The 20,137-nt window shown below is 37.4% G+C and carries 24 protein-coding genes; 7 read left to right on the forward strand and 17 right to left on the reverse strand.

Going from position 1 to position 20,137, the window contains the following annotated elements:
- Together GN157_RS07135 and GN157_RS07140 are read left to right on the forward strand one after the other, a co-directional pair.
- Positions 1-180: OmpA family protein (locus GN157_RS07135; protein ID WP_157482508.1), on the forward strand; the 180-nt coding region annotated here is incomplete at its 5' end.
- A 154-nt stretch (positions 181-334) separates the two neighbouring features.
- Positions 335-1,144 (forward strand): zinc-dependent peptidase, encoded by an 810-nt coding sequence (locus GN157_RS07140; protein ID WP_157482509.1) that lies wholly within the window; start codon positions 335-337, stop codon positions 1,142-1,144.
- Here the strand turns inward: GN157_RS07140 and GN157_RS07145 are convergent.
- The 9 genes from GN157_RS07145 to GN157_RS07185 form a co-directional block, all read right to left on the reverse strand.
- The gene (locus tag GN157_RS07145) at positions 1,134-1,637 is read right to left on the reverse strand and encodes a DinB family protein (protein WP_157482511.1); all 504 of its coding nucleotides are present in this window, start codon (positions 1,635-1,637) and stop codon (positions 1,134-1,136) included. The two genes, GN157_RS07140 and GN157_RS07145, sit on opposite strands and share 11 nt — an antisense overlap.
- A 65-nt stretch (positions 1,638-1,702) precedes the next feature.
- The gene (locus GN157_RS07150) at positions 1,703-2,119 is read right to left on the reverse strand and encodes a VOC family protein (RefSeq protein ID WP_157482513.1); all 417 of its coding nucleotides are present in this window, start codon (positions 2,117-2,119) and stop codon (positions 1,703-1,705) included.
- A gap of 1 nt (position 2,120) precedes the next feature.
- Positions 2,121-2,663, reverse strand: coding sequence for an SRPBCC family protein (locus tag GN157_RS07155; protein WP_157482514.1), 543 nt, complete (start codon positions 2,661-2,663; stop codon positions 2,121-2,123).
- Positions 2,664-2,685: 22 nt separating this feature from the next.
- Positions 2,686-3,240 (reverse strand): dihydrofolate reductase family protein, encoded by a 555-nt coding sequence (locus GN157_RS07160; protein ID WP_157482516.1) that lies wholly within the window; start codon positions 3,238-3,240, stop codon positions 2,686-2,688.
- Between the two features lie 31 nt (positions 3,241-3,271).
- The gene (locus tag GN157_RS07165) at positions 3,272-3,697 is read right to left on the reverse strand and encodes a DoxX family protein (RefSeq protein WP_157482518.1); all 426 of its coding nucleotides are present in this window, start codon (positions 3,695-3,697) and stop codon (positions 3,272-3,274) included.
- Between the two features lie 241 nt (positions 3,698-3,938).
- Positions 3,939-5,381: a glycoside hydrolase family 30 protein gene (locus GN157_RS07170; protein WP_157482520.1), complete on the reverse strand. Its 1,443-nt coding sequence runs from the start codon at positions 5,379-5,381 to the stop codon at positions 3,939-3,941.
- 38 nt (positions 5,382-5,419) lie between these two features.
- Positions 5,420-6,082, reverse strand: a complete 663-nt coding sequence (rpe, locus tag GN157_RS07175) for a ribulose-phosphate 3-epimerase (protein WP_157482522.1) — start codon at positions 6,080-6,082, stop codon at positions 5,420-5,422.
- 304 nt (positions 6,083-6,386) lie between these two features.
- Positions 6,387-7,250, reverse strand: a complete 864-nt coding sequence (locus GN157_RS07180; protein WP_020212501.1) for a sigma-70 family RNA polymerase sigma factor — start codon at positions 7,248-7,250, stop codon at positions 6,387-6,389.
- Positions 7,251-7,366: 116 nt separating this feature from the next.
- Positions 7,367-8,902: a helicase HerA-like domain-containing protein gene (locus tag GN157_RS07185; RefSeq protein WP_157482524.1), complete on the reverse strand. Its 1,536-nt coding sequence runs from the start codon at positions 8,900-8,902 to the stop codon at positions 7,367-7,369.
- A gap of 177 nt (positions 8,903-9,079) precedes the next feature.
- Here GN157_RS07185 and GN157_RS07190 point away from each other — a divergent pair, with 177 nt between their 5' ends.
- Complete coding sequence (locus tag GN157_RS07190) at positions 9,080-10,366, forward strand: M48 family metallopeptidase (RefSeq protein WP_157482526.1); 1,287 nt, start codon at positions 9,080-9,082, stop codon at positions 10,364-10,366.
- A gap of 2 nt (positions 10,367-10,368) precedes the next feature.
- On the forward strand, positions 10,369-11,895 hold the full coding sequence (locus GN157_RS07195) for a DUF6770 family protein (protein ID WP_157482528.1): 1,527 nt from the start codon (positions 10,369-10,371) through the stop codon (positions 11,893-11,895).
- Between the two features lie 46 nt (positions 11,896-11,941).
- Here GN157_RS07195 and GN157_RS07200 read toward each other — a convergent pair whose 3' ends face one another.
- Both GN157_RS07200 and GN157_RS07205 read right to left on the reverse strand, forming a co-directional pair.
- Positions 11,942-12,394, reverse strand: a complete 453-nt coding sequence (locus tag GN157_RS07200; protein ID WP_157482529.1) for a GNAT family N-acetyltransferase — start codon at positions 12,392-12,394, stop codon at positions 11,942-11,944.
- An 11-nt stretch (positions 12,395-12,405) separates the two neighbouring features.
- Entirely contained in the window at positions 12,406-13,182 is a 777-nt protein-coding gene (locus GN157_RS07205; protein WP_197429414.1) for a hypothetical protein, read from the reverse strand.
- A gap of 278 nt (positions 13,183-13,460) precedes the next feature.
- On the opposite strand from GN157_RS07205, the gene GN157_RS07210 reads away from it, so the two are divergent.
- Positions 13,461-14,117, forward strand: a complete 657-nt coding sequence (locus tag GN157_RS07210) for an LA_2272 family surface repeat-containing protein (RefSeq protein ID WP_157482531.1) — start codon at positions 13,461-13,463, stop codon at positions 14,115-14,117.
- A gap of 1 nt (position 14,118) precedes the next feature.
- A complete protein-coding gene (locus tag GN157_RS07215) occupies positions 14,119-14,742 on the forward strand; it encodes a hypothetical protein (protein WP_157482533.1) in 624 nt (207 codons plus the stop codon).
- Positions 14,743-14,775: 33 nt separating this feature from the next.
- Here the strand turns inward: GN157_RS07215 and GN157_RS07220 are convergent, their stop codons facing one another.
- The 6 genes from GN157_RS07220 to GN157_RS07245 all read right to left on the reverse strand — a co-directional run bounded on the left by GN157_RS07220 (position 14,776) and on the right by GN157_RS07245 (position 19,543).
- Positions 14,776-15,084 (reverse strand): DUF3817 domain-containing protein, encoded by a 309-nt coding sequence (locus tag GN157_RS07220; protein ID WP_157482535.1) that lies wholly within the window; start codon positions 15,082-15,084, stop codon positions 14,776-14,778.
- 2 nt (positions 15,085-15,086) lie between these two features.
- Complete coding sequence (locus tag GN157_RS07225; RefSeq protein WP_157482536.1) at positions 15,087-15,539, reverse strand: hypothetical protein; 453 nt, start codon at positions 15,537-15,539, stop codon at positions 15,087-15,089.
- Between the two features lie 76 nt (positions 15,540-15,615).
- On the reverse strand, positions 15,616-16,209 hold the full coding sequence (locus tag GN157_RS07230) for a TetR/AcrR family transcriptional regulator (RefSeq protein WP_157482538.1): 594 nt from the start codon (positions 16,207-16,209) through the stop codon (positions 15,616-15,618).
- Between the two features lie 78 nt (positions 16,210-16,287).
- Complete coding sequence (locus GN157_RS07235; protein WP_157482540.1) at positions 16,288-18,534, reverse strand: polyribonucleotide nucleotidyltransferase; 2,247 nt, start codon at positions 18,532-18,534, stop codon at positions 16,288-16,290.
- A gap of 149 nt (positions 18,535-18,683) precedes the next feature.
- Positions 18,684-18,953: a 30S ribosomal protein S15 gene (gene rpsO, locus GN157_RS07240; protein ID WP_035135916.1), complete on the reverse strand. Its 270-nt coding sequence runs from the start codon at positions 18,951-18,953 to the stop codon at positions 18,684-18,686.
- Between the two features lie 134 nt (positions 18,954-19,087).
- A complete protein-coding gene (locus GN157_RS07245) occupies positions 19,088-19,543 on the reverse strand; it encodes a GAF domain-containing protein (protein ID WP_035135917.1) in 456 nt (151 codons plus the stop codon).
- Between the two features lie 147 nt (positions 19,544-19,690).
- On the opposite strand from GN157_RS07245, the gene GN157_RS07250 reads away from it, so the two are divergent.
- On the forward strand, positions 19,691-20,113 hold the full coding sequence (locus GN157_RS07250) for an HYC_CC_PP family protein (protein WP_157482542.1): 423 nt from the start codon (positions 19,691-19,693) through the stop codon (positions 20,111-20,113).
- Positions 20,114-20,137: the final 24 nt, after the last annotated feature.

Genomic DNA, 20,137 nt, shown 5'->3' on the forward strand with positions numbered 1-20,137 from the left:
AAAAGGGCTAAGGCTACAGTTCAGTATGTAATCTCAAAAGGTATTGCTAAAGAGCGTATCTCCGGACAGGGATATGGTGAGAGCGAGCCTAAAGTTGACTGTAAAGAAAACTGTACTGAAGAGCAACATGCTCAAAACAGACGATCTGAGTTTATTATCGTTAAAGGAGATAAGGCTTAAAAGAGAATTAAATTTATATACAGCATAAATAATATTGTTTATGTTTGAACCCTGCTATCCTCGTGGCCATTATTGTGCACATGTAGGATAGCAGTTTTTTTATGCCTTATGTAATTTAAAGTAGTATTTTGCAACAGTAAACACGAATTGTATTTTGGAAGTATTTGTAGGGCTTTTATGTATAGCCATAGCTTTGTTTTTTCTTTTTCTGGCATTTAATGTGCTTATTGAGCCTGCTTATATGCTTATGTTTGATAAGCCTGTATATGTGCATTGGTACATGTTTACCAATGAGCTTCCTACAGAAGCCCAGTCTATACTAAATAAAGAGTTTGGGTTTTACAGAAATCTTTCTCCGGTAAGGAAGAAATACTTTAGGCACAGAGTACACGCCTTTATTGAATACTATGATTTTGTAGGTAGAGAAGGACTAGAGGTTACCGATGCTATGAAAATAAGAATTGCAGCCACAAGTGTGATGCTTACGTTTGGAATGCGACAATATCTTACAGATGTATTCCAAACCATAATTGTTTATCCGGATGCTTTTTTATCTCTCTCAACTCAGGAGTATCATAAAGGGGAATTTAATCCGGCAGTGGGTGTTGTAGTGTTCTCATGGCATCATTTCATGGAAGGTATAGAGTATGATAATGATAACCTGAATTTAGGATTGCATGAGTTTGCTCATGCTCTTCATTTTAGTTCCCTTCGTAAAAGGACAGTAGGTACAGCTTCTGTATTGTACAGGGATATGCTTGATAAAATTATGAAATACATAAGTAAGCCGGCTAACAGGGAAAAACTTGCACAGGCTGATTATTTCAGACTATACGCTTATACCAATCAGTTTGAGTTTATAGCAGTTATATTGGAGTACTTTTTTGAAACACCAAATGAGTTTAGGCAAAAATTGCCCGAACTGTATGATATGGTAAGTAAAATGATCAACTTTAGACGTTAAGACTTGTTTTGATGTTTTTAATTTGGTTGTTATGCCTCATGGTATGATAGGTTAAAAAATGTATCATTTCCAGTTTTGACATTCCTTTTAACGGATGAATATCAGGCAGCGATGTTGTTTGGGAAAGATTACTTTTACGTGCTGCCTCAATAGTTTTTTTAGTAAGCTCTTTTAAGGAAAAGATTAATTCTTCCTTGTTGTATATTTTATCTTCCGGAATTATAAAATCAGGAGCCTGCATTTTATTTTCAAAATTAAGAAACAGCTTTTTCAGGTTTTCAGCATTTTCATCGGGAGCACGGTCTACGGGGTGTGTAGATTCGGTAAGTATGTTGTCTGTTCCTGTTCCTGATTTTAATAAGTGACAGCCAACCTGAGCTGCTGTCCAGCTGTCTTTAAATGGGATAGTGTTTATCTCTTCCTGACTGAATTGTGATAGGAGCTGTGTTGTTTCGTTAAACGATTTTTCCAATTGACTGATGATTGCCTCCATATTATTTCTTTATAGCTAAGATTTCTGTAAAATAAAAACAGCCGGATAACCGACTGTTTTATTAATTATTGATTTTGGAAATTGATCATCCATTGTACTCCGAATTTATCGGTTAGCATACCGTAATAGGCTCCCCAAAACATATCATCCATAGGCATTCCTACTTTACCGCCTTCTGCCAGTCCGTTAAAATACCTGTCGGCTTCTTCACGGCTTTCTGCATCAATGGTTATAGAGCTGTTGGTACCAAATTTTACCTGCTCCATAGATTTTGGTACATCGGTACCCATTAGTAAGCTGCTGCCTAATGGCAAAGCAATATGCATAATTCCATTTTTTTCGGTTTCGGGCATGCTCTCGCATCCAGGTGTTTCGCCAAAACGCATAACGGTTACAAACTCTCCGCCAAATACTGATTTGTAGAAGTTGAATGCTTCTTCAGTATTGCCGTTAAAATTTAAATAAGGATTAACTGCTTTCATTTTATGATTGATTTTTATTGTTTTCCAGATTAGATTTGATATTCTGTAGATTGGCATCAAGATCTTTACCTATCATGTTATCCATCATCAGATTCATAAAGTTCATAGGGTAGGAGCTGGTGCCCTGCATCACCCAATGCACATTTGTACTGTTGTTACCTGAATTTTTGGTAGTGATGTACACTTTAGCTTCACTTTCAAAAGGCCTTATAAAACGAAGGTCCATATCAAGGCGTTCGTTGGTTTCTATGTTAGTTATTTCCAGTTCGCCTTCACCTACATCATCATTCCCATCCCAGCCATAAATAAAACCTTTATAGCCATCATTCCCTGTAAACTTGGTTTTCATATTTGGATCTTTCATCCATACACTGTATTCGTCCATGTTTTTAAGGTGTGATACATAGTCAAAAACTTCTGCCTGAGGTTTGTTAATAGTAATTTCTCTTTCTACTTTATAGTCTTTGCTAATAAAAATTGCCAGTATAAAAGGGATGGCAATTATGATAAGAAGTACTATCAGGATTCGTTTAATTATTTTCATGTTGATTGATTGTTAAGTTATATTATTTGGTGTAATGCAATAAGGTGATTCCGCAGTCAAAAGCTTTACTCTCTATAAGTTTCAGGCTTTGCCTGTCGCTAAGCTCTTCAAAAATTGGCATGCCTTTGCCTAAAGCAGTTGGATTCACAAACAGGAAAAACTCATCTATAAGTCCTTCTTTGATAAGAGAAGAAACAAAAGTTCCGCCGCCATAAGCAATGATGTCACTACCGTTTGATTCTTTTAATTTTTTAATATCATCGGTAAGGTTGTGAGCCAGAGATGTGTTATTCCACGGGTTATCCTTAATGGTGTTGGTAAATACTACTTTAGGGATTTGGTGAAAATCACGAGTTTCTTCTCTCGTTTCAGGGTTGTTGTATTGGCTTTCCCAGTGTGCAATAAAACCCTCGGCAAGCTTCCTGCCCAGTACAATAGTGTCAACAGGTTTTGTTAGGGCGGTAACATAATCTTTAAGTTCCTTATCCCAGTTCCAAATCATCCAGTCCATTTCACCGTTTGGACCGGCAATATATCCGTCAATAGACATTTGTACCTGAAGCTTTAGTTTTCTCATAGCTGATTTTAAGTTTATAATTGATTAATTGTTATTCATCTGAAGGGTTTGAATCTTTACCAAAAAGAACGGCATCGGCCGAATACTTTCCACTACCGAGAATGAAAATCACTATACATAGTAACATATATACAAAGGCGATGGCTTTGTCATTAAATCCGTCACCGGCATGTGCTACAAAAAATGCAATTATCATAGTTATGAATACCGGTATTACCGAAAAACGGGTTAATAGCCCAATAAGGATAAAGAAACCGCATACCAGTTCGGCAAAAATTACCAGGTTAAAAGACAGTTTTGCGCCTATTCCTATAAAATCCTGAAACATTGGTGCAAATGCCTCATAGTTTGCTGCTTTCATATAACCGTAATAAACAAACATTCCGCCGAAGATCAGCCTTAGTAATAAAGTGGCCAAATCAATGTTAAGTGCCTGTACTTTAATCAGATTTTTCATCTTGGTTGATTTGTAGTTAGTTTTATAAAGTTATGAATATTAGTTTATTGCAGTTTGTGAAAACGATATAATAATTATGAGTGTTTAAAAGTTAATCATTTTTGATATTACAAAGTTAGGATGTAGTGTTATTGCTAAAGGAACGTTTAAACGTCATTATAAGGGGGGATTTAAGACACAGCTGTTATAAACGAAAAAAGCCTCCCAACGGGAGACTTTTTTTATATTTTGTATTCAGGGTTTAGAAAACCAGTGTTTGCATTGAATGCGGAGCACTTTCAACTTCTGTAGCCTGACCGTTTATCCAAAGGAAATAGTTTACCTTCTCTTCACCGCGGTTCATTACGATTACCACAGTTTTTCCGTCAGGGTTAAGGAAAGCGGTAGCCTCTATAGCACTACGACTTGTAGAGCAGGCAATCCTTTTAGCACCTTTTTGAACGAATTTTGAGAAGTGACCTATATAGTAATATTCATTGGTAAACATTAGCTCACCTGTTTTGGTATTTGCGTGTACAGGTGCAAAGCATAGGTTCATAACGTGGTTAGGTCCTCCTGTTTCATCAAGAAGAATGTTCCAGTCTGTCCATGCTGTTGTGCCACTGTTAAAGTCATTGATAAGGTTGTGTCCGTATAATTCTCCCAGTTTCCAGTCGTTTATTTTTTCCAGTTTAAACTGCTCTTTGCAGCCTTCGGTGAAAATAAGGTTGGTTTCAGGGAAAGTTTCGTGAACCAGTTTCAGGTTATTGAACATTTGCGAACCACCATTCCATGTTTCATACCAGTGGTAGCCTACACCCCAAAGGTATTTTGCAGCCTCAGGGTCATTAAGTACCGTTGCAGCTCTTTGGAACAGCATATCGCGGTTGTGGTCCCATGCAATGATTTTTTTGTCGGCATAGCCTGCTTTATGCATTGTAGGGCCTAAATAGTTTTTAAGGAAATCGCGTTCTTCTTCTCCTGTGTAAATACAAGACTCCCATTTTTGGGTTGCCATAGGCTCGTTTTGGATAGTAATACCCCAAACAGGGATTCCTTCTTTCTCGTAAGCAGCGATAAATTTAGTGTAGTAAGTAGCCCAGCTTTGATAGAATTCCGGTAATAACTTCCCGCCTTTTAGCATACTGCCGTTACTTTTCATAAAAGCTGGAGGACTCCATGGAGAAGCGTAAAGTGTAAGTTCACCTCCGGCAGCTTCAATAGCCTTTTTGATAAGCGGAATACGATATTTTTTATCGTGGCTTATGTTGAAAGACTTCAGTTCCTTGTCGCCTTCTTTCACGTAAGTGTAGCTTTCGCTGGCAAAATCACAGCTGTGAATGGTAGTACGGGCAAGATTGTACCCAATACCTTTCTCTTTGTCGTAATAGGCTTCAAGAAGCTGTTTTTGCGTGTCTTTAGGCAGTTTGGCAAATACTTCGGCAGATGCATCGGTAATAGCGCCACCAAAACCCATTACGCTTTGAAAAGTGTGGGTTGGATCTACAAATACAGATACTTCTGTTTCCAGCGGTTGTTTCTTTTCGCTAAACGAAAGTGTACCCTGTGCCGGTGTTAATCTTTGGTTTGTTTCCTTAACGGTATTGTATACCGTTACTTTTTTGCCTGAGGTGGTATAGGGTGTTTTTTGGGCAAACGATGCCACCCCCGATACCATCAGGATGGTTAATAGATACTGTCTCATAGATGCGGTTTTGAGATTAGTGTATATATGTAATTAAATTAAAACGATGTAAGCTTTTTAAGGTCGGCAATAGTTTGCGTAGGGTTATCCGATTTAAATACAAAGTTTCCGGCAACAAGTACATCAGCACCAGCTTCAACAAGTAACTTAGCATTTTTATCGTTTACACCACCATCAACCTCAATAAGGGTAGGAGCATTGTGTTTTACAATAATTTCTTTAAGCTGTTTGATTTTGCTGTACGTGTTTTCAATGAAAGACTGTCCGCCAAAACCAGGGTTAACGCTCATCATACAAACCACATCAGTGTCTTTAATAACATCTTCTAAAAGCGCTACGTTAGTGTGTGGGTTTATAGCAATACCAGCTTTCATACCTTCGGCTTTAATTGCCTGTAGGGTACGGTGCAGGTGAGTACATGCTTCATAATGAACAGTTAGGTTTGTAGCACCAAGAGCAGCAAATGTTTTAATGTACTGGTCTGGGTTTACAATCATAAGGTGCACATCTATAGTTTTTTTAGCATGGCGTGTAATAGCCTCTAAAACCGGCATACCAAAAGAAATGTTAGGCACAAAAACGCCATCCATAATGTCTATGTGAAACCAGTCGGCATCACTGTTGTTAATCATTTCGATATCACGTTGCAGGTTGGCAAAATCAGCCGAAAGCACAGATGGTGCGATTAATGTATTTTTCATTATTGTTAGAGTATGAATTTATGCAAATATAAGCGCAAAGTTTTTAAAATGCGTAGCTTAACCTTTGCAAAGTCATGTTATTGTGGATAAATGATAATTTTTATGGAGGAAATTTAAAGTATGTGTAAAAAAAAAACTCCGGTAATCAGCCGGAGTTCAATCATCAATCAAAAAACGAACAGTTATTGAACTGTAAGTGTCTTAAATATTTTTATTCGTGTTGAAAGTCAAAATTTTGGAGTGCCAAAATACAAATTTAATCTAAAAAAGCGAATTTTGGAAGCTCTTTTTTGGCTTTTTACGATTATCCTAAATATGTTTTAAGGATTTTACTTCTTGAAGTATGTTTTAATCTTCTGATAGCCTTCTCCTTAATTTGGCGTACACGCTCACGGGTAAGGTCAAAAGTTTCACCAATTTCTTCAAGTGTCATAGGGTGCTGGTCACCCAGGCCAAAATAAAGGCGTACCACATCGGCTTCACGCGGAGTAAGGGTTTCAAGAGCCCTTTCAATCTCTGTGCGAAGTGATTCGTGAATAAGCTCACGGTCAGGATTTGGAGATTCTCCCGAACGAAGAACGTCGTATAAGTTAGAGTCTTCACCTTCAACAAGTGGTGCATCCATAGACAGGTGACGACCTGAGTTTTTCATACTCTCTTTTACGTCATTTACTGTCATATCAAGTTCTTTAGCGATCTCTTCGGCAGAAGGGGCACGCTCATTACTTTGCTCAAGCAAAGCATACATTTTATTGATCTTGTTTATGGAACCAATTTTGTTAAGTGGTAAACGAACAATACGGGACTGTTCTGCAAGTGCCTGTAATATAGACTGACGAATCCACCATACGGCATATGAAATGAATTTAAAACCACGGGTTTCGTCAAAACGCTGTGCAGCTTTAATAAGTCCTAAATTTCCTTCGTTAATTAAATCGGGAAGTGTTAATCCCTGATTTTGATATTGTTTTGCAACCGATACAACGAAACGCAGGTTGGCTTTTGTAAGTTTTTCAAGTGCTCTCTGGTCTCCGGCTTTAATACGTTGTGCTAACTCTACCTCCTCATCTGCAGTGATTAAATCTACTTTTCCAATCTCCTGTAGGTACTTGTCTAATGAAGCAGTTTCCCTGTTGGTAACCTGCTTGGTAATCTTAAGCTGTCTCATCTAAAATCTCCTCTGAGTTATGTGTTGAGATAGTTATACGTAACGAGTTGCAAAAAAGTTACAGAAAATTTGAAATTATTTTTAATTAGCTTATTGTTAAGGTTTTGTGTTGTTTTTTATTTGAACATTTTATTCAATACCCCAAAAACTCCTCTAATAAAAGTAGCACTGGTAACTGTTTTGATAATCTGTTTCTCCAGTGTGCTGCTTGTAGAAGTCGTTCGGGAGCTTCGGGTGGTTTGCTTACGGGCTTTCTCTTCGGCTTTTTGCTGTTCTTCCTGCTGTTGTTGTGCGGTGATTACCTCTATTTTTTTGGTAAGTATCTCACAGGCGCTTTCGCGGTCTATTTCCTCGGCATATTTTTTAACCAGCTTTGAACTGTTGTTTATTTCGCTTATTTCCTGTTCTGTAAGGATGTCCATTCGGCTCATAGGAGCGCGCAGCATAGTGGCGGCAAGCGGGGTAGGGATCCCCTTTTCGTTAAGTGCTGTTATGAGTGCTTCTCCGGTACCCAGTTGGGTGATTACTTCATCGGTATCATAAAAATCAGAGATAGGGTAGTTCTCGGCCGTTAGTTTAATGGCTTTACGGTCGGTAGCGGTAAAGGCACGAAGGGCGTGCTGTACCTTTAATCCAAGCTGACTCAATACTCCGTTTGGAACATCGGTAGGGTTTTGGGTTACAAAAAATAGTCCTACACCTTTAGAACGGATAAGTTTTACTATAGTCTCTATTTGATCCAGTAGTGTTTTACTGGCTTCGTCAAAAATAAGGTGTGCTTCGTCTATAAAAATTACCAGTTCAGGTCTGTCGGCATCGCCTTTTTCGGGCATCTGGTTGTATATCTCTGCCAGTAACGAGAGCATAAAGGTTGAGAACAGTTTCGGTTTGTCCTGAATATCGGTTAACCTCATAATGTTTACATAGCCTTTGCCTTCGCTGTCTATGCGCATAAGGTCGTCAATCTCAAAGGATAGTTCGCCAAAAAACAGGTTGGCATCCTGCTGTTCCAGTTCAATTATTTTGCGGAGTATTGCTCCTGTAGAAGCGGTAGATATTCGCCCGTACTCCTTTTCAATCTCCTCTTTACCTTCGTCGGTAATGTATTGCAGTACTTTTTTAATGTCCTTTAAATCCAGTAAAGGCATGTTGTTATCGTCACAGTATTTAAAGATAACACTCATAATCCCGGTTTGGGTATCGTTAAGATCCAGAACCCTGGAGAATAAAACCGGACCGAATTCTGAAACCGTTGATCTAAGTCTTACACCATGTTGTTTGGAAAGACTCATCAGTTCAACAGGGAAACCTTTGGCTTCATACGGCAAACCTATTTTAGCATGTCTTTCGGTAATAAAGCTTTTTTCTTCCCCCGGTTTGGCAATACCGCTAAGGTCTCCTTTTATATCCATCATTAATACAGGGATACCGTTGTTAGAAAGGTGTTCTGACAGGATTTGAAGGGTTTTGGTTTTACCAGTACCGGTAGCTCCGGCAATAAGCCCGTGCCTGTTTAGAGTTTTTAACGGAACATTTACATAAGCTCCCTCTACAGGTTCGCCGTTAAGCATGGCTGTTCCCAGTGTAATAGCGTCGCCTTTTGTGCTATATCCTTTAGTGATGGTATCTAGAAATTGAGCTGTATCTGCCATATAAGGTTTTGGTTTCTTTTGCGAATCTAAATTTCGGGCAATAATTTTTATCTGGCAAGAGGGCTGCTTTTTCTTTTTTTATTTTCGTAATGTATTTTTTAACATTTTTTTTGATTTATAGTTATTTTGTTATGTTAAAAAATGTATTTTTGAAGGCTTTATTATAGCCTTACCATTATGAAACACAGTTTACTACTCTTATTTTTCTTTTCTTTTTTTTATGCTGAAGGGCAAACTTCATTTTCACCTCTTGATACTTTATCTCGCAACTGTGCTACCAAGCTTAAAGTTGAGTATGTAAAAAAGTTTAAGAATATCAATAATAGCAGGGAGTATGAAACATCTGCACAAAAAAATATCATCAAAGAGATATATGGAGGTTTACAGGAAGACTTTATAGAAAAGATTGATGATAATAATTTTATTTGTGACGGTGATATTAATGGCTACCTGAATAGCCTTATGAATGAAATACTTACAAGTAACAGTATTGATAAGGATATATACCGTATACTGTTATCAAAAGACTCTCAGGTTAATGCTTATAATACCGGCGATGGTACAGTTGTGGTTAACTACGGACTTTTTCTTGCTGTTGATAACGAAGATGAATTGGTTTTTGTGATTTGTCATGAAATAGGGCACCAGTTTCTGGATCATTTAAAGAAGGATGTAGAAGCTTATGCCCGTTTGTCCACTTCTGAAGAAATGATTAAGAAGACTAAAGAGATAAAAAAACAAAAATATGGTAAAGCCTCTATGGCGACTAATTTACTTAAAAACATACGCTATCAGAGTTATAGTGAACGAAGGGAAAAGGAGATTGAGGCCGACTCCATAGGTTTGGTTTTTTACAGGCAAACCAAGCGCAGCCCTGCGGCAGCTATATCCTTACTTCAAAAGCTTGATGTATCAGATACTGAGAAAGACTCCCTTGTTGTGGAGGATTATAAAAAGATTTTTGAAAAGGGAGGTTTTGTAGTTAAACAACGCTATTTTGAACAGGAAGAAAGTTTATTTCAAACCTATACAAAAGATGAAAGGTTTAATACTGATTCACTCAAGTCGCATCCTGATTGCTCTACACGTATAACGCTTATTAAAGATTATCTTGATAACAAGTTTCTTGAAAGCAGTACAGCTAGTTCTACAGGTTTTGAAGAAATAAAAAGGAACAGTGTATATCAAAATCTTTTCAATATGTTTTCGGCGCAGGATTATGGTATATCACTATATGAGGCGTTGAAGTTGTATAAGCATGAGCCGGAAGATCCTGTGCTTAAAAACATCATATATCTTAATCTTGTTAAGATATATGATTCCCGAAAAAATTATACCATAAACAGGTATGTGCCTAAACATGACAACCTGAATAACACCAAAAGCCTTAACAGGTTTATTAGCTTTATAAGCAATATAAAAATGACCGATTTGGAAACTATTATAAACAATTTTAAATCCTAAACATGAAATATCGTTTTTTACTGATTTTGTTTTTTGTTTTATCGCTTACATACGGACAGGTTGCCGATTTGGGTAAGTTATCACGAGGAAAGTTTTATTCATCTGCTGAAATTAAAGATAAGCACAACAATACCAGGGGGTATTTCCTGCTTTATGAAACAGATAAAGTGGCAAAGGAAACCTATCAGTTAGAGTATATACTTCTTGATGAGAATCTTACTAAGGTTACTAATGGCTTTATTACTGAAATGAAATATGAGTCATGGTTTTTTACAGCTAAAAAAATTAATGTTGAAGTGGTTCTGGAAGGACGTAAGTTGCTTATTGGATTTGCAGACGATATAGCGGGAGAAGAATATTTTAAAAGATATAGAATACTTGATATTGCATCAAATGAGTTAAGTGACCCTTTTATATATAACAAAAATACCTTGGTTAAAAACCCTGAATTTGATCGTAAGCATTCCAATGTTGCGAGTAACCAGTCTGAAGAAATAACCTTTTATAACGGGGTAGGGCTTATGGCTCACTCTAAAACAATGAATAAAAAACAGGGGGTTACAGATAGGAGAATAGTGCGTTATGATGATGAACTCAATGAATTGTGGACTTTTAAGTACGATCAGATAAAAGCAAAAAAGCTGACTAGCTTAAGCTATCTTAATTCAGATAATGAAGTAATTGTGATGCTTAATCATTATTTAAAAAATGGCAATGTTTCTAAGTATCTTAATGAGTTATCTGTTACTTTCATAAATTCAGAAAATGGTAATCTGATAAAAGAAGTGCCTTTCCCTAAAGATGACTATACATATAGAGTGGTAGACTGCGCTATAAAGGATGACAGGATTTATGTGATGGGCAACATGTCTGAAAAAACTAAAGAAGGGTTTGTTCATGATTCGAAAGGCAAAGGGCTTTATAAGTTCGTTTTTGACAAGGAGACAGGTGAGCTTTTGGATAAGAAATATTTGCTGTGGGAGAATTTACTGAATAATAAGAGTATAACAATAAATAAAAATGGGGTAGTAAAAAAAGAAGGCAAAATGTATATACACAATATGCTTATGCTTGATAACGGTAAGGTTATAGCAGTTGGCGAAACCTTTTTGAATAAACCAATTATTACCAATAACATGTATTTGTTTGAACTTGCCGAAGATTTTTCTGTTTCTCAGTGTTTTGAAATTGAGAAGTTCAGAAATAAATTTTCTAATACCAATGCATATTCGTCTACTATAAAGAGATATGGATTGTTTGACTTTATGGATTATCAGGATTTGGGAGATGATGAGTATCTTTTCTTTCTTAATGATAATGAGAAAAACTCTAAAAACAGAAAGAAAACAACCTTATATGGTATTATATCCTATTCAGATGGTGAGTTTAAAAGGCAGACTCTTAATCTGAAGACTGAGACCAGTACTATTTTTGCTACCAGTGCCAAAAAAGGATATATGTTACTGGTTGAAAATTTTGACGAGGAGACAAAAGCTACCGAATTACGATTAGAGAAAGTGAATTTCTAGATCATAAACTAAAAATCCCTGCATAGCAGGGATTTTTAGTTTATGATTACTGTGTTTTTTTCCATTTGTTATGAGTCATTATAAATTTAATTTCCTGAGTGCCATAAGCCCCGGCATCTTCCCATCCTTTAAGACGATAAAATGTTTCGGCACGTGTGCCTGTGCCGGTACTAAGCCAAATGGTTTCCTGTGTTTGTGAAAAATACCAGTCCATCATAATATTATGGAGGGTTTTGCCTATACCTTTGTTTTCAAACTCTGGTAAAATGAATAATGCCCATACGTTATTATCTGCCGTGCTTACTATAGCAAATCCAACAATAGTATTGTTTGCTATGGCAACCCAGCCTTTGCCGCGACGGGTGATATAATCTTCCACATCGCTGTCTTTAACCAGTTCGGGGTTAGAGAGAGTGTTCTCCTTAACAGCATGCCTTACGTATTGTATTTGAGGAATATCGGTAATTAATGCTTCCCTGTAAGTTAAATCGGTTTGCATGGTTATGTGTTTTAAAAGTTGTAATCCAGTTCGCTGTTCATACGCTGAATGTAAAAATCTATTTTTTGGTGCATCCGGTTAAAGAATAGTTTACGGTCGCGTGTACCCGACAGGTTAAGTGACTTTGAATTTTTGATTTGATAGTTAAAATAGTCTTCTGTGCTTTGACAGGTATCATTATCTCCTGTAATAAAGTATCCTAACATGGTATAGGGAATAAATAATGATTTTTGTTTTACCGATGATAACAGTACGTTGTTGTTTAATAAAAGCAGTTCGTTGTAATATAAATGATAGCCCGAATCGTTTTTGGAACATTTAAGTTCTACTTCATTAAGTATGGCTTTAAGGTCGTTACAAATAAGCATGGCGTTAGCCAGTGTTAGTAGCCCCGACTGGAAAAAGTAATATATCTGTTGTATGGTACTGTTTATGGTAGTATCATTCCAAATCTCTTTTACCTCTACATTTTTGTATACGTTGTTAAGCTTTTGGCTGTGTTCCAGCAACGAACCGCTAACGGTAAAATTCTCAAACTTTTCATGTTGCTGTCCGCTAAGAAGATCAAGCCATACATAGAGCTTAAACTTGGAGAGTAATGTTCCGCTTATGGTGTGGAATAACGGGATATCCTTTGCTGAATAGTACATAACCGAATCAGGGTAGTTTTTGTAAGCTTCCAGTTTTTGTGCCGAGTCTTTAAAGTAGTCGGTTAGGTTTGCCATGTTTTTTATTTCGGCGGTTTTTTCCACAACGACCTTATTGCTATTGCTAAACAGGGTATCCATTGATATGGTATAATGACTGCACAGTGTTATTGTTTCGTCTATGCTAAACTTGCTTTTTTGGGATATTCTCCTGTGTGCAGCGTCATAGCTAATATTGAGTATAGCAGCTATCTCATCTATAAGTGATGCCGACTGGCTGTGCTGCCTTATGGTTTTTAAAGTTTATCCTGATTGTTCATTTGTGAAAAACGCAAAATTGATTTGCTTTTTAATTTATTACCGCAAAGTTAATTGCAATATACGCAATAGTTTTGAGATGAACTTTAAATCAGCTTATTATGAAAATCAGGTTGTTTGTTTTGCTTTTATTACTTTGTTATGTTAAGAGTGTTTCCCAACAGGAATACAAAACACAGATATTTAGTTTTGCTCCGATTTCTGCTAATGTGAAAACCGTAAACGGAATGGTTTTAGGGGTATGGCATTACGATTATGATTTGGAAATTCCTAAACATATTAACGGACTTAATATTGAAATAAATCCTGTATCTCCTCTTTTGCTTCTTTATATAGATCCCCAAAAACGTATTGATATCAGTCTGGAAGTCAGACTGGTGCAAAACGGGCTTCATTTGTCTATTGGAGGCTTTTTGGGTAATGTGAAACAAAACGGTATGGGTGTCTCACTTTATAATATCACCTGTGCTTCAAACGGGCTTACCCTAACGGCTTTTTATAATTATTCTCTTGAGATGAATGGACTTCATATTGCCGGGCTTAAAAATGATACCCAGAAAGGCAGCGGACTACAGATAGCTATATTTAATAATGCAGGTGTGGAATTTCGTGGTGTACAGCTTGGACTTCTTAATAATTCGGAGGTACTTCATGGTTTACAGATAGGATTGTTTAATAAAACTACTCATACTAAAGGTTTGCAATTTGGATTTTGGAATATTAATGCAAAGAGGTCTTTGCCTTTAATAAACTGGTAATATGAAGAAGGTTATGTTTTTAAAGATATTGCTTTTGACCTTTTATGCCACTGCACAGGTTGAAGTTGTTAAAGATACTGTTTATGAACGTTTTTTTGGAGAGGCTGGGTTAAGGATTCCTATAGGTAACGGTAACAGGTATGGTGTGTCGCCTGAATTTGGATTATGGTATCGTACTAAAAGGGCTAATGAAGTATATGATATAGGTTTTTCTCTCTTTACTCCCTTAAATCGTGAAGTGTTTATTTATAAACTTAATAATAGAGAGTATAGTGTAAAATTGCAGGAAGTTTCGGGTATGGTTGGTGTTCGTATGAATAAGCTCTATGTAATGCGCAATCAAAACTTTGCGTTAGAGTGGGAGTCTTCGTTAGGGTATGCTTTTTTACTGTATAACGCTCCGCGTGAAGAGGGTATTGATGAGAACTTTCAAAATGGTGATATGGTTACAGGTTACAGTAAGGGTTTTAGTGCTTTTCATTTGGGACAGGGAGTGAGGTTTTGGTATAAAAACACCGGTTTTCAGGTAAAGTATAATTTTACACCCTATAAATTATTTACAAATTATGTTCCTTCCGGTTTGGGGTCGCATAGTTTGAGTTTAGGATTTATTTATAGACAATAAAAAGCCCTGCTATTTAGCAGGGCTTTTATAAAATTATAATTCGATTTTTTTGAGGATAGTTTTGTCGATGTAAAATGTGCCAAACGGAATGATACAGGCAAGCAGAACTTTCCAGGTAGTGACTTTAAACTGCCATTGTTGTTCTACTCCTACACTTAAGGTGTTGAATACAAATAAAAGGAACAATGCTCCATGTATGGTTCCCAGTGTGGTTGAAAGGTGGGGGTAACCGTAAAAGTGTTTTAAGGGGGTAGCGACAAACAGTAATACTAGTAATGATGTGCCTTCCAGGAAACCTATTAGTCGTAGTCTCCCTACATTGGTTTTAAACAGTTTTTTCATAATTAAAAGCGGATTAGAGGTCGGTTAGCAAGAGGTGAGAACGGCCAGGGTATTGCTAATAATATTAGCAGAGCGGCAAGACTAAACCATATCAGCATGGTTTTGAATTTTGCTTGGTCTGTTTTTTCTCTTTTTGATTTTGCCGAACCTATAGTGATTAAAACAATTGCTAATAACATTAGCAATATGTGAATGATCCCAAAGAACAGGGTTTCACCTGTGTTGTTTGCTGTAGCGAAAAACTGTTTTACAAACGGACTTTTTACATACAGTATTATTCCGGTAATAAGCTGTATGTGTGCAATGGTTGCTGTCCAGTGTCTTATGGCGTTGTTGGTTTTGGTGAAAGCGGTTTTACCGAAGTAACCTTTTGCCGAAATAATTATTGCATAGGTTAGACTAAAAACCACAGCCCACCTGAAAACCGAGTGGGCAGGGAGTAAAAATGAATACATAACTGTGTTTTGATTGATGATTGACAGGACAAAAATAATAAAAACATACTAATTAGTATGTTTTTTGATAAAAAAATTATTTCAAGGTGTTGAGGTAGTTTTTGAATTGGGATAAATAGCTTATGTAGCTTGGTTTTCCGTGGATTTTTCCAAGGTTTCTTATTCCTCCGTAGCCTGATATTATATATTGTGCTACTTCTTTTGGATTGGTATCTTGGTTTATCTTTCCGGTAGCTTTTCCGTTTTCAAGTGTAGTGGTAATGGCTTCTTCCCATTGTACAACCAGTTGGGAAAGTGCTTTATTGAAAGCCTCGCTATATGATGCCATTTCTTCCACCATGTTTATTGCCGGACAACCGTATTTAATTGTAAAGAAGGGGTCTTTAAGCAGGAGGGATTCCATCATATTATAAATCTCCTCAACAGGATTGCCGTTGTTAGGTAGTGCTTCTATTAGCGATTTGTGCATGCCGGGTTGCATAACCTCGTTTATCATGGCAAGACCCATTTCATCTTTATTTTTAAAATGATAAAAAAAAGCGCCTTTGGTAACCTGTGTGGTAGCGATAATCTCGTCTACACTGGTGGTACGGTAACCGTTTTGGTAAACCAGCTCAAATGCTTTTTGTAGTATGTTAAGCCTTGTGGCTGCTGCTTTTTTTGATGACATATTGTAAAAACAAAGTGCTAAGTTAAATAAAAAACCCTGCTATACAGCAGGGTTTTTATGAATTAACCTTATAAAATATTAACCTTCCTTATTACCGTCTTTGTCATTATTTCTAGGTCCTCTGTTGTTATTGTCCCTGTTAGGGCGAGGTCCTCTGTTCTCTCTTGGAGCACGGTTCTCGTCTCTTGGCGGACGATTCTCATCTCTAGGAGGTCTTGGTAATAATGCTTTTCTTGAAACTTTCTCTTTTCTGGTTTTAGGATCGATACCGATGTATTTTACATCAAATACGTCACCCATATTAACAACGTCAGAAACATTTTCTGTACGTTCCCATGCCAGTTCAGATACGTGTAACAGTACTTCGTTACCCGGAGCCTGAACGTACTCTACTACTGCACCAAAGTCAAGCATTTTTACAACTTTTACGCTGTAAGTTTCGCCCACCTGTGGTTTGAATATAATAGAGTCGATTTTGCTAAGTACAGCCTGCATTCCGTCTGGATCAGTACCAAGAATTTCAACTTCACCCTGCTCATCAACCTCGTTAATAACGATAGTTGTACCTGTAGCTTTTTGAAGTTCCTGGATAACTTTTCCGCCAGGACCGATAAGAGCACCAATAAATGCACCAGGTATAGTAACCTTAACAATTTTAGGAGCGTGTTTCTTAACAGTTTCTCTTGGCTGGCTAATAACTTCAGTAAGTTTACCAAGGATATGAAGACGACCTTCACGTGCCTGCTCAAGCGCCTGCTCCATGATTTCGTAGTTAAGTCCTTCAATCTTGATATCCATTTGGCATGCAGTAATACCATCGGCAGTACCTGTAACTTTAAAGTCCATGTCACCTAAGTGATCTTCATCACCAAGGATGTCTGAAAGTACAGCCCATCTGCCTGTTTTATCGTCTGAGATTAATCCCATTGCAATACCAGATACCGGTTTTGCAATTTTAACACCTGCATCCATAAGAGCAAGTGTACCTGCACATACAGTAGCCATAGAAGATGAACCGTTAGATTCAAGTACTTCAGATACTACACGAACAGTGTATGGGTTCTCGTCTGTAAGCATGTTTTTTAGTGCACGTTGTGCAAGGTTACCGTGACCAACTTCTCTTCTTGAAGTTCCTCTTAGCGGTTTTGCTTCACCGGTAGAGAACGGAGGGAAGTTGTAGTGTAGGTAGAAGTTCTCTTCTCCCTGCTCAGACGGTAGGTCGATAACGTTAGCCTCACGTGATGTACCTAGGGTTACTGTTGCCAGTGCCTGAGTTTCACCTCTTGTGAATATAGCCGATCCGTGTGTTGAAGGTAGGTAATCTACTTCACACCAAATAGGGCGTATCTCGTTTGTTTTTCTTCCGTCAAGACGTACGCCTAAGTCAAGGATTACGTTTCTTACAGCTTCTTTTTGCGACTTGTAGATGTATTTGCTAATCAGGTCGGCAAGTTCAACCTGCTCCTCTTCTGTAAAGGCAGCAAGAATCTCTTCTTTGATAGCGCTGAATTTCTCAGAACGCTCCTGTTTAGAAGAACTTTCCTGAGCAACAGCAAAATACTTGTCGTATGAAAGGTCGTATACTTTTTTCTCAACATCGGCATCAGTAGCTTCCTCTTCGTAAGTTCTGATTTCTTTACCAATGGCAGCTTTAAGTTTTTCCTGGGCAGCAATCTGAGCTTTAATGGCTTCGTGAGCAAATTTAATTGCCTCAACCATTTCTTTTTCAGATATCTCTTTCATTTCACCTTCAACCATGGCAATAGAGTCGCTTGAAGCACCAATCATCATATCGATGTCAGACTGCTCCAGTTGCTCTCTGCTAGGGTTAATGATAAATTTACCGTCTACACGTGCTACACGAACTTCTGAGATAAGTGTGTGGAAAGGTACGTCTGAAACTGCAAGTGCAGCAGAAGCTGCAAGACCTGCAAGTGCATCAGGCATTACGTTTTCGTCGTGAGACATAAGTTGGATCATTACCTGCGTTTCAGCGTGGTAATCATCCGGGAAAAGCGGACGAAGTACACGGTCTACTAACCTCATGGTTAATACTTCTGCGTCACTTGGTCTTGCTTCACGTTTAAAGAATCCGCCCGGAAAACGACCCGCGGCCGCAAATTTTTCACGATAATCTACCGTTAACGGTAAAAAGTCAATGCCCGGAGCGGCAGTTTTTGCGGAAACTACAGTTGCTAGCAGCATGGCATTGCCCATTTGTACTACTACAGAACCATCTGCCTGTTTTGCTAGTTTCCCCGTTTCGATCGAGATGCTTCTTCCATCTCCAAGATCGATAATTTCTCTTGTTACATTTGGAATCATAAATCCATTTCTTTGATTAAACAATGGGTACGTTGTAGTTGTGTAGTTGTTGTGTGTAGTTGTTTAAACCCCAATGAAAAACCAAAACTTTTTTTATGCAAAATATATAAAAACAAAAAGAGGCGCGCAGGCGCCTCTTTTCATCTCGATTATTTTCTGATGTTTAATTCTTTGATAATCTCACGGTATCTGTTAATCTCTTTCTTCTTAAGGTAATCCAGAAGACTTCTTCTTTTACCTACCAGCTTAACAAGAGAACGCTCAGTGTTAAAATCGTGACGATTCTTTTTTAAGTGCTCAGTTAAGTGGTTAATTCTGAATGTGAATAACGCAATCTGTCCTTCTGCAGTTCCTGTATCAGTTGCAGATTTACCGTGTTTTGTAAAGATTTGCTCTTTTACTTCTTTAGTTAAGTACATGCCAATATTTGTTTAAATAATTTTTATGTAACGGGCCTATCCCGATTGGGTGCAAAGGTAATCAATATTTTAATATCCGCAATACTTTGCTAAATAACTTTAAAAGGTGTGTAGTGTATCAGGTAATCAGTAAGTTAGAATAACTTGGCTACCTGTTCGTTTACAAATTCCAGAAAACGCTCATCCAGTTCGCTAAAAGCATCCAGTACGTTAGAGTCAATGTCTATCTGGCCTATGTTTTTTCCGTCTACAAAAAGCGGAACCACCACTTCTGATTTTACTGTAATACTACAGGCAATATAATTGTCCTGTGCAGTTACATCGGGTACTACAAAGTTTTCGTTAGAAACTGCTACCTGCCCGCATATACCTTTACCAAAAGGAATAACTGTATGATCTGTAGGTTCGCCGGCATAAGGTCCCAGTAAAAGCTCTTCCTTATCTCCGTTCCTGAAATAAAAGCCTACCCAGTCATAATAATCAATATTATCTTTTAAAAGATGGCAAAGCTGTAATAGTTTCTCATCTCTTAAAGTATTGTCATGGTGCAGTATATCTGTAACTTTCGGTTTTAACTCTTCAAATGTCATAGTGTATAGTATTTAATACAAAATTATTTATTAAAACATTCTGGCTTATGTTTTTTTGTGTTAAAAAATATAAAATTCCCACATTTTGAGTTTTAACAGAGGTGGGGTAGTCTCACTTAAAAATTAAATGTATAAATTTGTGGCACAATGAAACTTAAAAGGCACATAAACATACTTTTGGCGGCACTCCTGTTAATGTCTAACACGGGGTTTGCGCTTAATGTACATTATTGCCACGGAGAGATAGCATCGGTTAAGTTAGCCTATAAACTGGATGAGCCATGCATGGCTAATACCAAAAAAGAGGACAAGGGCTGTTGTGCCATGAAAACCGAAACCGGTAAAAAATGCTGTAAGAATGACGTTGTAAAGCCTCATGATAAGAGTGATAATATACTTGTAAAATCACTTCAGCTTGATCTTGGCGCTTTTTATGTTACAGATGCCTGGCAACCAATTGATGTTGCTTACAAAGCACCTGTTGTAAAACAGGTAAATACTTCCTTTTACTGCGAGGCGAACGCGCCCCCGCTATTTAAACTCTATTGCCAATACATTCTATACGCCTGATTTTAATGTTTTTCAGTTTGATAT

The organism is Flavobacterium rakeshii (assembly GCF_009741375.1).
Classification (GTDB): domain Bacteria; phylum Bacteroidota; class Bacteroidia; order Flavobacteriales; family Flavobacteriaceae; genus Flavobacterium; species Flavobacterium rakeshii.